The sequence below is a fragment of the Marinococcus halophilus genome, from assembly GCF_002265875.1.
Classification (GTDB): Bacteria; Bacillota; Bacilli; order Bacillales; family Marinococcaceae; genus Marinococcus; species Marinococcus halophilus.
The window spans coordinates 107,997-121,345 of the sequence record NZ_NPFA01000002.1; the positions used below are offsets into that span (position 1 = coordinate 107,997).

Consider the following 13,349-nt stretch of genomic DNA (forward strand, 5'->3'; position numbering starts at 1 on the left):
TTCTGGACGTAAATGCAGAGCTTGGGGGCAAGTGAAATGAATAAAGTTATGTCGAACAAACTTATGATTACGCTTTACATATTCCCGGCTTTATTTCTCATTGCCGTACTTATTATAGTTCCGCTCATACTGACCGGCTATTACGGTCTCATGGACTGGAACGGTATTGGTTCAATGACCTTCATAGGTATGGAAAACTATATCAATGCCATTCAGGATGCGGCTTTCTGGGACAGTGCCTGGCACTCACTGCTGCTAGCTTTATTTTCAACGTTAAGTCTGGTGATTTACTTAGCGGTATCCATGATTCTCGCTTCCAAAATCAAAGGTGCGGACTTATTAAGAAAAATTTATTTAATCCCAATGCTTCTCTCTTCCGTGGCGATCGCCCAACTTTGGATTAAAGTTTACAATCCTGCAAACGGGATCCTCAATACGATCCTTCGTGGAATAGGTATCGAAAATCCACCGTCGTGGCTGGCAAATCCGGATGTCGTATTGTATGCCATATTTATACCTATTCTCTGGCAGTACGCAGGCTTTTATATTCTTATATACTACGCTGCACTAAAAAATATCCCGGAATCTTTAATTGAATCAGCAAAAATCGATGGAGCGAATCCATTGCAGATTGCCTACAAAATAAAACTCCCATTAATCATGGGCGTAGTAAAAGTAACCATCGTTCTGGCCATCGTTGGGTCGCTAAAATATTTCGACCTGATCTATGTAATGACCGGCGGCGGTCCCAGTGGTTCGAGTGAAGTAATGGCATCGTATATGTATGATCTTGCTTTTAGTACGAATAACTTCGGTTATGGCAGTGCCATCGGCTTTTTACTGCTGATTATTACACTTATCGTTACTATCATTATTAGAAAACTAACTGCATCCAAGGAAGATATTCAGTACTAGTTGAAACGAGGTGAAGGTTATGGGTCGAATTGGATATATTTTATTGTACACATGTTTGGCACTGGTTGCGGCGTTTCAGATCTTTCCGCTGCTGTGGCTAGTATTGTTTTCCCTTAAGGATAACGCCCAGATCTTTTCAGGCTCCCCATTTGCGCTCCCGAGTGATCCGCAGTTTGGGAACTACCTGAACGTCTGGCAGGGCGGTATAGGGCTGTATTTTTTCAACAGCGTCTGGATTACGGGATTGGCGATTGTATTAACAGTACTTTTTGCCAGTATGGCGACATTTGCGATTACACGCATGAACTGGAAGCTGAATAAATTTGTGCTGGGACTGTTTATGGTCGGGTTGATGATTCCTATTCACTCTGCGCTGATTCCTTTGTTCAGCATGTTTCTCAGCGTGAATTTAATCGATAACCCGTTGTCAATCGTGCTCACATACACCACGTACAATTTACCGATTACGATTATGATTCTGCTTGGCTTCTATTATACGTTGCCGAGAGAAATTGAAGAAGCGGCAGTGATGGACGGCTCATCGATCAACCGATTGTTTTTCACGATCATTCTGCCGATGACAACACCGGTAATGGCAACAACAGTTATCATTAATATGATTTACAACTGGAATGAATTCGTATTTGTGAATACATTTATCAGCTCGGATGAGTACAAAACACTTACTGTCGGAATCCAGAACTTTATCGGTCAGTATATGACGGATTGGGGTTCTATCGGAGCGACACTTGTGATCAGTATCATTCCGGTTCTTCTGGCTTTTCTTTTTTTCAGCAACAAAGTGGTGGAGGGTATTTCTTCAAGTGCTGTTAAAGGGTGAGCCCGTAGTAATGACTTTAACTAATAATTAGGAGGATGAATAATGACTGTATTTAACAACGTACCAACGATCAACTTTGAGGGAGCAGCTTCGGCTAATGACTTTTCTTTTAAGCACTATGACAAGGACGCGACCGTTATGGGGAAATCGATGGATGAATGGCTCCGTTTTTCAGTAGCCTACTGGCATACGCACACCTTTGGGGGGGAAGATCCATTCGGCGGACCGACGATGGAGCGTTCCTATCAGAAATACAACGGCATGGATCTCGCGAAAGCACGGGTGGAGGCGAACTTTGAACTTTTGAATAAGCTGGGCATCACCCGGTTTGCGTTTCATGACATTGACATTGCCCCGGAAGGTAATTCTTTAAAAGAAACCTATCAAAATATTGATACGATCACTGCGATGCTGAAGGATAATATGAAAGAACACGGCATTGGTCTTCTGTGGAATACAGCGAATATGTTTATGGACCGCCGGTTTATGCACGGGGCAGCGACGACAAACAATGCGGACGTGTATGCCTATGCCGCAGCTAAAGTAAAAAAACAGCTTGAGGTGGCGAAAGAACTGGGTGCGCAGAACTACGTGTTTTGGGGCGGCCGGGAAGGCTACGAGACTCTGCTTAATACTGATATGAAACGCGAAATGGATAACCTGGCACGCTTCTATCACATGGCGGTGGATTATGCGAAAGAGATAGGTTTTGAAGGGCAGATGCTTATTGAACCAAAACCGAGGGAACCAATGAAGCACCAGTACGACTTTGATGTTGCTACAGCCTACGCGTTCCTGCAAAAATATGATCTCGACAGTCATTTTAAAATGAACATTGAATCAAACCACGCCACGCTTGCCGGCCATACATTTGAACATGAACTCCGCTACGCGAGAGAAATGGGCATTCTTGGCTCTGTGGACGCAAACCAGGGCGACCTGCTGCTCGGATGGGACACTGACGAGTTCCCAACTGATATCTACGATGCGACACTTGCCATGTACGAAATTCTGAAAAACGACGGCCTCGGTACCGGCGGCTTAAACTTTGATGCCAAGGTGCGGCGCCCGTCCCATAAGCCGGAAGACCTGTTTCACGCGCATATTGCGGGAATGGACACCTTCGCGTATGGATTAAAAGCAGCCTCCCAGCTGATCGAAGACCGTGTATTTGAAAACATCGTGGAGGAGCGCTACAGCAGCTTTGATAAAGGGGTGGGAAGTGACATTCTCGCCGGGAAAACAAGCTTTAAAGAACTCGAAGCTTACGCCCTTGAACTCCAGGAGCCGATCGAACATCAGTCGGGTAAACAGGAGCTTATTAAGGCAAAACTGAACCAATATATTTTAAACGCAAACAATACAGTTAAAGTTTAAGCAAAGAGGTGCTGGCATGACTTATGTAATCGGAGTCGATTTAGGAACGAGCGCAGTGAAATCGCTTCTTGTGAATAGAAGTGGCGAGGTGACAGCATCGGTATCAAAATCGCTGTCTGTCCAACAGCCGGCGGCAGGGCATTCCGAGCAGAACCCTGATGAATGGGTGGAGCAGACGGAAGCATCGATTCAGGCGCTGATGGAGAAGACAGGCATCAAAGCAGAAGAAGTAGAAAGCCTCAGTTTTTCCGGCCAGATGCACGGCCTCGTCCTTCTCGATGATGCCGGGCGTCCGCTGCGCCCGGCCATACTCTGGAACGATACAAGAACATCGGAGCAGTGCGAAATGATCCGCCGTATGATCGGGGAGAACGAGTTGATTGAGGCGACGCAGAACACCGTTCTCGAAGGCTTTACTCTCCCTAAAATGCTCTGGGTGCAGGAGCATGAGCCGGAGGTATGGAGCAGGGCAGCATCCTTCCTGTTGCCAAAGGACTATGTCCGGTACCGGCTGACGGGCAGCATGCAGATGGAGCTATCGGATGCAGCCGGCACGCTTCTGTTGGATGTGAAGCGGAAAACATGGAGCCACGCGATGCTCGAGGGCTTTAACCTTTCCTCCTCCTTCTGCCCACCGCTGATTGAGTCACACGAAAGCGCCGGCAGACTGACGAAGGAAGCAGCAGCCCGAACAGGACTGCATAACAGGGTAAATGTTATTGCAGGCGGCGCTGATAATGCCTGCGGTGCTTTAGGAAGCGGTATTACGGAACCCGGGGAAGGCCTTCTAAGCATTGGGACGTCCGGAGTGCTCCTGGTACCGGATCACGGGGAAGCAGTGCCAGATGGACGCCTGCATTATTTTAACCATGCTTCGGAAGATCAGTATTATTATATGGGCGTCACGCTTTCTGCCGGAAACAGCCTGCAGTGGGTGAAAGACAATCTGTTTTTTGACGAAACGATTGAAGAACTGGTCGAACGGGCCTCTCAGGTGCCGGCAGGAGCAGATCATTTATTGTTCGCCCCGTTTTTAACTGGAGAACGGACTCCGTATATGGATGCAGGCATCAGGGGCAGCTTTATCGGGCTTGACATCCGTCATACAAGAGGGCATATTGTCCGCGCGGTCATGGAAGGAATCACGTATTCGCTAAAGGAGTCTCATGATATTATTCTTCAGCAGGGGTTTCAGGTAAATTCCCTTGTGTCCATCGGCGGGGGAGCAAAAAGTTCCTTCTGGCTTCAGATGCAGGCCGATGCTTTTGGCTGCCCGGTGCGCAGACTGGCACATGAACAAGGGCCGGGGCTCGGGGCAGCAATGCTTGCAGCCTATGGCGCAGGATGGTTTGCAACGCTCGAGGAATGCAAAAAGATATTTGTAAACGAAAGCGAAACATTTTATCCGGATCCGGATCAATCATTGATATATGAAAAAACGTTTCAGGCTTATAAAAAAATATATGCACAAACGTCGCCGTTTACTGTACAGAGACTGTAATGAACAGGCAAAAGTCTTTTCAGGCTTTTGCCTGTTTTATTAAAGAATAATTGAAGATTGCGATCCGAAACGTTTTGGATTACTATGGAGGGGAAGTAGGTGCCCAACTCATAATAGGCACAAATATTTTTAGTTGGTTTTGGAAACGCCTTCAGAAGATACTTAACTACCAAAGGAGGAACGATATGAATATTACAATCTGGAACGAAAACAGGCATGAACAGAAAAATCCCGCCGTCTCCGAAGTTTATCCGAAGGGGATCCACGGAGCATTGGCTGAATTTTTAACGGAAGAAACGGGCGTTGTACGGACGGCTACACTCGACGAACCAGAGCATGGACTCACGGAGGAAGTGTTAAACGATACCGATGTGCTGCTCTGGTGGGGCCACATTGCCCATGACGAAGTCGAAGACGATATTGTGCGGCGTGTCCAAAAGCGTGTCCTAGATGGCATGGGGCTGATTGTGCTTCATTCCGGCCATTTGTCGAAAATATTCCGTACGCTGATGGGCACAGGCTGCGATTTAAAGTGGCGGGAAGCAGATGAACGTGAGCGTCTCTGGGTGGTGGAGCCTGGGCATCCGATAACCGAAGGAATTGGAGAGTATATCGAAATGCCGAAGGAGGAAATGTATGGTGAGCATTTTGACATTCCGGCACCGGACGAACTCGTGTTTATCAGCTGGTTCGAAGGCGGGGAGGTTTTCCGAAGCGGGGCAACGTTCACCCGGGGACGGGGGAAGATTTTTTATTTCCGTCCAGGCCACGAAACGTATCCCACCTATTACCATCAGGACATTCAAACAGTAATCAAAAACGCAGTTCAGTGGGCTGGGCCGAAAAATACCCCGGCGCCCGTTTATGGCAATGCCAAGCCGCTTGAAACCATTTCGAGTAAAGATGTGGAGGAAGAGAATTAATGGATATACTGCAGATAGGTATCATTGGTGCAGGGGGCATTGCCCAGGGCAGGCACATTCCTGCTTTCCAGCTGATCGAAGACGCGCACGTAGCTGCTGTTTTTGATACAGACTTCAAAAAAGCGGAGAGAGCTGCCGAAGCATTCGATATCCCGGCTGTGTGTGGGACAGTGGAAGAGCTGCTCAAACAGGTAGAAGCAGTAATTATCTGCACGCCGAACAAATTTCATGCAGAGCTTGCCGTACAGGCGCTCGATGCAGGAGTCCACGTGCTTTGTGAAAAACCGATGGCAATGACCACTGCCGAGTGCAGAGATATGATTGAAGCATCCGAACGCTCGGGGGCGGTATTAACGATTGGTTATCATTACCGTTATATGCAGGAATCCCGCACGGCGAGACAAATGGTGCAGGAGGGCGAAATTGGCGATCCGCTTGTCGTACGTCTGCAGGCGATGCGAAGGCGAAAGGTGCCTGGGTGGGGGGTTTTTACAAACAAAGACCTTCAGGGTGGCGGCAGCCTGATGGATTATGGGTGTCACCTGCTTGATCTTTCGCTATGGCTGCTGGATGACCCCCGGCCGGTTGAAGTCAGTGGAAGAACTTACGACCGTTTAAGTAAAACGCCCGGCCAGATTAACGAATGGGGAGCTATTGATGCTGAAAGCTTTACCGTAGAGGATCATGTGACCGGCTATATTACATTTGAAAATGGAATGACGCTGCTGCTCGAATCGTCCTGGGCTGCGAATATTAAAGAAGATAAAGAGGAGCTGAGCATTTCCGGGGTTGACGGCGGCCTCCAGGTCTTTCCGCTTGAGCTTTACCAGTCGAAATACGGCTCTATGATGAGTACAGAGCCTCACTTAACAAACCCGGAGCGCGAGGACGTGCTGCAGGCGAAAAATTTCACAGAAGCGTGCCTCGGGCTGGCGGAAATTGTTGTCAAGCCAGAGCAAGCCCTTCGTGTCACCCGGATTATTGAAGCTGTTTATGAAAGCAGCAGAACTGGAAAAAGCGTACGTCTGGACAATGTGTATGCCGACGAAGTATAAGCATCCGAAGGGGTGCTTTTTTTATTTACTTTAAAACTGTTCTTAATAAAAAATTTTTATAATTTTTTAAGTATTGACCGTTTGAATGCAAACACAAAGGGAATGGAAGGATTGTATTACTACAGAAGGGGGCACTTACTAATTATGGAAGCAGATCGAAATCGTTGGTTGATGGCGTTATCAGCCGTAGCGATTCATTTGTCGATCGGTTCGGTATATGCGTACAGTGTCTACCAAAATCCGCTGAATGAATCACTTGGCTGGAACATTTCCGACGTAACACTCGCATTTACAATTGCAATTTTCTTCTTGGGGATGTCGGCCGCTTCACTAGGGTTTTTTGTGGAAAAATACGGGCCGAGGATCTCAGCTGCTATTGCAGCCGTGCTGTTTGGCGCCGGAACGATGGGGGCCGGACTTGCGGTCCAGCTTGAAAGTTTGCCATTATTTATTGGTTCTTATGGTGTTCTTGGAGGCATTGGTCTTGGTATCGGGTACATATCCCCGGTTTCTACGCTCGTTATGTGGTTTCCGGACCGCAGAGGGATGGCTACCGGCATGGCAGTTATGGGATTTGGCGCGGGGGCGCTGATTACAAGTCCCGTAGCAGAATGGCTGATGAACGCTGTGTCAATCCCGGGAGCGTTCTACATCCTGGGCGCTTCGTACTTCGTTCTTATGCTTGCGGGGGCAAGCTACATGAAGAAGCCGCCGAAGGATTGGATGCCTAAGGGCTACAAGAAGGAAGATTTGCAAACGAACCAAAAAGGCGGAGATCTGGCGCAGCTTTCAGCGAAACAGGCTCTCCGGACGATGCGTTTTTACCTGCTCTGGCTCGTAATGTTTATTAACATTTCTTCAGGCATTATGCTCCTTGCGGTGGCGTCAAATATGACCCAGTCCATTACCGGCACCAGCGCTGCAGTAGCCGCTACCGTCGTCGGCGTGATGGGATTTTTCAACGGAGGGGGACGGATTGTCTGGGCATCGCTCTCGGACTATTTAGGTAGAACGAATACGTTCACGTTATTTTTTCTTATTCAGATTGTTGCCTTTTTCCTCCTTCCGTTAACGACTAACGTGGTGTTGCTTGCGATTCTTTTGTTTATTATTATTACCTGCTATGGCGGAGGCTTTGCCTGTCTGCCAGCGTATATCGGCGACTTGTTCGGTACGAGACAGCTCGGAGCTATCCACGGTTTTCTTTTAACGGCCTGGGCGCTTGCCGGGGTTGCGGGGCCGACTGCCGTTTCAAGCATCGTATCGGCTACAGGAAGCTACACACTCTCATTCTATCTGTTTAACATTCTTCTGGTGGTTGCTTTAGCCGCTATGATTGTCATGAGGTTTAATATTAAAAAGATTAGAAGAAATAAAGAAAATGAAAGCACAGAAGCGGCAAAAGCTTAAAATAAAGACCCCCTTTTCTCTTTCATAAAGAGAAAAGGGGGTCTTTAGTGTTACGGAAGCTCGTTGCCGGCTGATTGATACAGGTCATACCACTCTTCACGCGTCAAATTAATCTCAGACGCCTCGATAATACCGGAGAGCCGTTCAGGGTTCATCGTGCCTACAATTGTTTGAATGCGGGCCGGGTGCCGGAGGATCCATGCGGCTGCCACTGCCGATTCTGTAATACGGTAACGGCCGGCCAGCTCGCTTAGTTTTTTGTTTAGTTCCGGAAACTTGTCATTTCCGACAAACACGCCTTCCATCATGCCATACTGGAACGGGGACCACGCCTGGACGGTCATATTGTTCAGCTGGCTGTATTCAAGCAGCCCGCCTTCCCGCATCACGGCCGCCTCATTTTTCATATTTACGTTCAATCCCTGGTCGATCATAAGAGAGTGCATCAGACCGAACTGTAGCTGATTGGCTATTAAATCCTGTTTTACATGCTGCTTCAAGAGTTCGATCTGCATTGGATGCTGGTTGCTGACACCAAAATGCCGAACCTTGCCGGAAGTGTAAAGGCTGTCAAATGCTTCAGCTACTTCTTTGGGCTCCATGAGTGCGTCGGGACGGTGAAGAAGGAGGACATCCAGATAATCCGTTTGAAGCCGCTGCAGGCTTTCATCAACTGTTTTTAAAATGTGGGATTTGGAAAAATCGAAGGAGTTCCCGCGAATACCTGCCTTAGACTGAAGAATCACTTTCTCGCGCAGGTCATCATTCATCCCCGCTGCTTTGGCGAAAATTTCTTCGGAATCCCCGCCACCGTAGATGTCGGCGTGGTCAAAAAAGTTCACCCCGGCATCAAGAGCGGTTTGGAAAACTTTTTCAGCACCGCTTACGGAAAGTTCATTCATTCGCATACATCCGAGCGCTATGTTGGATACGTGGAGAGAACTGCTGCCTAACTGTATTTGATTCATCTGGGCACCTCTTTTTTTTCAGTATAAGACTAGTGTAACATGATGGATGTGTGTCAGTCATGATAGCGCTGTCAAAAATCTGGAAAGTGACTTTTGAACATAAATATGGTAATTTGTAGAAAAACGTTAAAGGGTGTCAGACATGAAACGAAAAACGATAAACAGTTATTTTATTCTATTCTGGCTTATCATCGGTATATGGAATATCGGCCTTGGGGTTATCGTCACTCTCGTGCTGCAAAGCTATATATGGGCGCTCATTCATATCCTGGCCGGAGTCCTCTGTTTAATCGTAATGGAAGCTGTGCGCCGTGGAAAATTACAGCTTAAACAGGAAAAAGAAAAACATCTGCATGAGAGCGATCAGTAGTTTGATTCCCCTGGAATCAAAATTGTAATAATTTGATGATTATCCTGGAGACTTTTCGGAAATAGACTATTAATGATAAACAAAGGGGTGAACATTATATTACAGACCAGAGGGGCAAAAACAATTAAAAGTATTATCCAGGACAATGAAAAGCCGCTTACTAATAAAGATGTCGCCGCCATATTAAAAGATAAAAACAGCATTGACAGCTCTTTTGCTTTAAAAACTATTGATTCGATGGTGGGTAATGGGCAGTTAATGCTTATCCGATATGTTGACGCCGGGGTGTATGTAGTAGAGGTAAAATAATTTATGTTAACTGTTTTATGAACAGTTAACATTATCTCTTTTTTTAATAGAATATCTGTACATAATTTTCCTGTTACGAAAACAGGAGCCTTGTAACCTGAAGAATAGAGAATTACTTTAGAGAAGAGGGTGATGGCAATGAGTTTCGAAGATGAGTTCGTAGCTAAAGCAAAAGAATATTTAGAAGAAGATAAAGATGCAAACATTATGAACGAAGTAAACTGGGAAATTGCCAAATACTTTAATAATTTGAACAAAGAAATTGGTGAAGTGAAAAACGATTCGTTCAGCAGCTACGGTTCTAAGCACCGCAGCTATATGACCATTGATAACCGTGAAGTGATTTTTGAAACGATTACAGAGGACGGCAATTATTACATTCAGGTTACGCAGGGGACAGACGACAGCAGCAATGAGCTGGATGTTATATATGTGCAGGAAGGTAGAATGTACAGCAGGGAAGAAGATAAAGAATTTGATATGGATATCGTCCGGAATCATCTTAAGAATACATTCGGTGACATACTCGGACTTTAGAAAAAGCGCCCGCCGCGGCGCTTTTTTATTTAGGAAAATTATTAACTAATTCTGAAAGAAATAAGTTCTGATTTTTCCTTAATGGGTATATTGTCATTAAGGGGGTATACGCCATGGGGGTTGTTTATATCGAGCGGCATATTCGCCAGGTGCAGGTAATTATTTGTAGTGAAGGACACATGCTGCATTGCCTTGTATGGCCGGGGGAAGGGGGGTGGGTAGCTGATATACACTCCATGCAGAACAGCGGTTTTCATCCGACGTTTGAGCGGGTCTATTTTCCAGAGAATGAAGAGATCATACAGCTCGGAAGACATATATACGTTCTGCGGTAAAAAGGCAGAAGCGTGAAGCTTTCTGCCTTTGAGCTGCGCTAAAGAGTATTTGGGTCCGTGTAACCGATAGGCCCCCGGGATTCGGAATGCTCCACTACGGTGAGAATAAACCGCATGGGGATAAAGACGGTCCGGCTGCCGCCAGAGCCTCTCCCGGCTTTTTCTTGATAAAAATAAACGCCAGCTTCTTCAATACCGCAGTTATCGGCTGATACTACAGCTTTAACGTAGCTTGAATGCTCCTCGAACGTCCCTTCGCTTTGGAATCCATTTAAGTCAAAAAGTGGAATGGCAGAAGGCTCAAAGTAAACCTCAATGAAATTCGAGCTGTCTACTGATGAACTCATGGATAACCCTCCTTTCAGTAGTTATTTACCATAATATACCCTGAAAAGAATTAATAAAAGTAGAGAATGCTAAAGGGTTGAAGGATGAATATACATCAACATACAGTTTTTTATTGCTGTAGGGAATATGGGTTAGGAGAGGAGATACGAGAAAATGCAGCTTAAAATTAAGAAGGGGGCTCCCCAATAACAATAAAAAAGCAGAAGCCTGCGGCTCCTGCTGAGGTTTATTATATATGATGGTGTCCCGTACTGGGCTCGAACCAGTGACCTCCACCCTGTCAAGGTGGCGCTCTCCCTACTGAGCTAACGGAACAATTAGTATAGAACGAAGCGACAGAAATAATATACAATAGGAAAAGAGCAATGTCAATCCTTCCTCAGTTAAATTATACATGGAAAGCAGGGTTTCAATGAAGAACATTCGACTTCTTCCGTACAATGAAGCTTACCGGCCCTCGCTGGAATCCTATTATTTGCCGGAAGCACAGGCGCAGTATACACGCCTGCCGCTGCAGGCAGTTACACAGCTGGGACCGGCGGAGACCGGAATTTTAATTGTCCACAACACATACCCGGTAGGATTTTTCCAGCTGGAAACTGAAAACAGGTTTCCTAACTACTCAGCCAACAGCCGGGCGGGTTTATTAAAAAAATTCTCAATTCGTGTGGAAGAACAGGGGAAAGGGTACGCCGGAGATGCCCTTTGCAGTCTGCCTGCCTTTGCCGGCAAATGGTTCCCGGAATTGAACGAAATTGTCCTCGGAGTCAATATCCGAAATGAATCTGCCCAATATGTCTATGTAAAAGCGGGGTTCAAAGATACAGGCCGGCGTTTGATGGGACCAATGGGCGTACAGTATATCTATTCACTTCCATTAAAATGAAAAAAGTAAATTATTTTCCTTTTTGCTGTTTTTCTCTCCGCTGCTGAAGGAATAGAAATAAGCAGAAGGCAAGCATGCCCAAGCTGAGATTGGAAAGAATAAAGCCGAGCGGTCCTTGATTAAAAATACCAAGAGACAGTGCCCCGAAAAAAGTGATGTATGTAATTCCGAGAAGCGGCAGGCTGCGGTCGGTAACTTTCTGCATTAACCGCGCAAATTGGTACACAAGCGTATTTACAGCGAATCCAATTAGCAGTAAAATAAGTAAATTCATGCGACTATCTGAACCTTTCTTTGTGTTGATGTCTTTTTCCGGTTTATATGCTACCATACCTTGGGTTTAAAAGATATCTGCATCACACGAACAGAGACAGCCGGCAGAAAGCTGGTAATGACGGCACCGAGATAGAGAGAATGGGATAAAGGTGGAGGGATGTTCATGCAGGCATATGCAGATTTTTGGATGGAATGGCAGACACGTATTGTGGAGCTGCCCTGGATTGATATAGGAGTAGCTGTTCTTATTGCGCTTCTCGTGTTTGCTTTTCGGAAACTATTTACGACATACATTTTTCGTTTTATTTTAAGGATGACCCATCAATCAAGATCGCAGCTGTTCACTAATATTTTAGTGTCATTTGAACGCCCGATTCGTATGTTTTTCGCCGTAGTCGGTATATACTTAGCGCTGTTGTACCTGCCAATACCGTGGGATTCGATGACGATTATCAATCGCCTGTACGGCTCTATTTTAATTGTGCTCGTAGCCTGGGGGACATACAAGCTGCTGAATACGTCTTCGATGCTTTTCAATCCAATGATTAAACGGCTCGAAGGCAAAGAAGATAATATGCTGGTGCCATTTCTATCACGGGTGATCCGGATTATTATCGTAGCGCTCGCGTTCACCATTATTCTTTCCTCCTGGGGCTTTAATATTAACGGGTTTGTTGCCGGGCTCGGCCTTGGTGGACTCGCCTTCGCTCTAGCTGCCCAGGACATGGTGGCAAACTTCATCGGCGGCATTATCATTGTGGTGGAGCGTCCGTTTAAACGTGGAGACTGGATCTATACCCCGACGGTAGAGGGGATTGTAGAAGACATTTCATTCCGGAGTACGAAGGTACGTACATTTGCTGACTCGATTGTTATTGTGCCAAACAACACGCTTGCGCACGAGGCGATTACGAACTGGAGTGAAATGCGCAAGCGCGAAATTAATATGACGCTTGGCATTGAATACCAGACCCCGCGGGAGCAGGTGCTGCAGCTGCGGGAACGCCTCGAGGAGATGCTGAACAGCCGTGATGACATTGATAAAGAACTGATTCTTGTACAATTTAAAGAATTTAACAGCTCCTCGCTCGACCTGTGGGTTTACTGCTTCACAAAAACGACCGCGTTCCTGGAGTGGGCGGAAATCAAAGAAGAGTTGAATCTTGAAATTATTCGTATCCTTCAGGAGGAAGGCGTTCAATTTGCCTATCCAACGCAGTCTATTTATATTGAAAAAACCCCTGAAGAAAATTATCACATGTCCGACAATAATTAAGCTGGATACATGGTTGGCAAAT

The 13,349-nt window shown here is 46.2% G+C and carries 16 protein-coding genes and 1 tRNA gene; 13 read left to right on the forward strand and 4 right to left on the reverse strand.

What is annotated here, in order from left to right; genetic code table 11:
• The first annotated feature begins 36 nt into the window (after positions 1-36).
• From CHL76_RS02690 to CHL76_RS02720, 7 genes are all read left to right on the forward strand, one after another.
• Entirely contained in the window at positions 37-915 is an 879-nt protein-coding gene (locus CHL76_RS02690; RefSeq protein WP_079476016.1) for a carbohydrate ABC transporter permease, read from the forward strand.
• Between the two features lie 19 nt (positions 916-934).
• Positions 935-1,756 carry a carbohydrate ABC transporter permease gene (locus CHL76_RS02695; protein WP_079476017.1) on the forward strand — a complete coding sequence of 274 codons (822 nt, stop codon included), beginning with the start codon at positions 935-937 and terminating at the stop codon, positions 1,754-1,756.
• A 42-nt stretch (positions 1,757-1,798) separates the two neighbouring features.
• Entirely contained in the window at positions 1,799-3,133 is a 1,335-nt protein-coding gene (gene xylA, locus CHL76_RS02700) for a xylose isomerase (protein ID WP_079476018.1), read from the forward strand.
• Between the two features lie 16 nt (positions 3,134-3,149).
• Positions 3,150-4,634, forward strand: a complete 1,485-nt coding sequence (gene xylB / locus CHL76_RS02705; RefSeq protein WP_094907826.1) for a xylulokinase — start codon at positions 3,150-3,152, stop codon at positions 4,632-4,634.
• Positions 4,635-4,819: 185 nt separating this feature from the next.
• Positions 4,820-5,557: a ThuA domain-containing protein gene (locus CHL76_RS02710; RefSeq protein ID WP_094907827.1), complete on the forward strand. Its 738-nt coding sequence runs from the start codon at positions 4,820-4,822 to the stop codon at positions 5,555-5,557.
• The gene (locus CHL76_RS02715; RefSeq protein ID WP_094907828.1) at positions 5,557-6,612 is read left to right on the forward strand and encodes a Gfo/Idh/MocA family protein; all 1,056 of its coding nucleotides are present in this window, start codon (positions 5,557-5,559) and stop codon (positions 6,610-6,612) included. Before CHL76_RS02710 ends, CHL76_RS02715 begins: the two co-directional genes overlap by 1 nt.
• A 144-nt stretch (positions 6,613-6,756) precedes the next feature.
• Positions 6,757-8,022, forward strand: a complete 1,266-nt coding sequence (locus tag CHL76_RS02720) for an L-lactate MFS transporter (RefSeq protein WP_094907829.1) — start codon at positions 6,757-6,759, stop codon at positions 8,020-8,022.
• 50 nt (positions 8,023-8,072) lie between these two features.
• Here CHL76_RS02720 and CHL76_RS02725 read toward each other — a convergent pair whose 3' ends face one another.
• Positions 8,073-8,990: an aldo/keto reductase gene (locus CHL76_RS02725; protein WP_094907830.1), complete on the reverse strand. Its 918-nt coding sequence runs from the start codon at positions 8,988-8,990 to the stop codon at positions 8,073-8,075.
• 142 nt (positions 8,991-9,132) lie between these two features.
• Between CHL76_RS02725 and CHL76_RS02730 the strand changes: the two genes are divergently transcribed.
• From CHL76_RS02730 to CHL76_RS02745, 4 genes are all read left to right on the forward strand, one after another.
• A complete protein-coding gene (locus CHL76_RS02730; RefSeq protein WP_079476024.1) occupies positions 9,133-9,360 on the forward strand; it encodes a hypothetical protein in 228 nt (75 codons plus the stop codon).
• A gap of 87 nt (positions 9,361-9,447) precedes the next feature.
• The gene (locus CHL76_RS02735; protein WP_143745428.1) at positions 9,448-9,669 is read left to right on the forward strand and encodes a hypothetical protein; all 222 of its coding nucleotides are present in this window, start codon (positions 9,448-9,450) and stop codon (positions 9,667-9,669) included.
• 138 nt (positions 9,670-9,807) lie between these two features.
• Positions 9,808-10,206 carry a DUF3942 family protein gene (locus tag CHL76_RS02740; protein ID WP_079476026.1) on the forward strand — a complete coding sequence of 133 codons (399 nt, stop codon included), beginning with the start codon at positions 9,808-9,810 and terminating at the stop codon, positions 10,204-10,206.
• Positions 10,207-10,319: 113 nt separating this feature from the next.
• Complete coding sequence (locus CHL76_RS02745; RefSeq protein WP_079476027.1) at positions 10,320-10,541, forward strand: hypothetical protein; 222 nt, start codon at positions 10,320-10,322, stop codon at positions 10,539-10,541.
• 38 nt (positions 10,542-10,579) lie between these two features.
• Here CHL76_RS02745 and CHL76_RS02750 read toward each other — a convergent pair whose 3' ends face one another.
• Positions 10,580-10,888 (reverse strand): hypothetical protein, encoded by a 309-nt coding sequence (locus CHL76_RS02750; RefSeq protein ID WP_079476028.1) that lies wholly within the window; start codon positions 10,886-10,888, stop codon positions 10,580-10,582.
• A gap of 240 nt (positions 10,889-11,128) precedes the next feature.
• Positions 11,129-11,204: transfer RNA gene (locus tag CHL76_RS02755), tRNA-Val, on the reverse strand.
• 97 nt (positions 11,205-11,301) lie between these two features.
• Here CHL76_RS02755 and CHL76_RS02760 point away from each other — a divergent pair.
• Positions 11,302-11,775 (forward strand): GNAT family N-acetyltransferase, encoded by a 474-nt coding sequence (locus tag CHL76_RS02760; protein WP_079476029.1) that lies wholly within the window; start codon positions 11,302-11,304, stop codon positions 11,773-11,775.
• Positions 11,776-11,785: 10 nt separating this feature from the next.
• Here CHL76_RS02760 and CHL76_RS02765 read toward each other — a convergent pair whose 3' ends face one another.
• Positions 11,786-12,049 (reverse strand): hypothetical protein, encoded by a 264-nt coding sequence (locus CHL76_RS02765; protein WP_079476030.1) that lies wholly within the window; start codon positions 12,047-12,049, stop codon positions 11,786-11,788.
• Between the two features lie 165 nt (positions 12,050-12,214).
• On the opposite strand from CHL76_RS02765, the gene CHL76_RS02770 reads away from it, so the two are divergent.
• The gene (locus CHL76_RS02770; protein ID WP_158219046.1) at positions 12,215-13,327 is read left to right on the forward strand and encodes a mechanosensitive ion channel family protein; all 1,113 of its coding nucleotides are present in this window, start codon (positions 12,215-12,217) and stop codon (positions 13,325-13,327) included.
• Positions 13,328-13,349 lie beyond the last annotated feature (22 nt).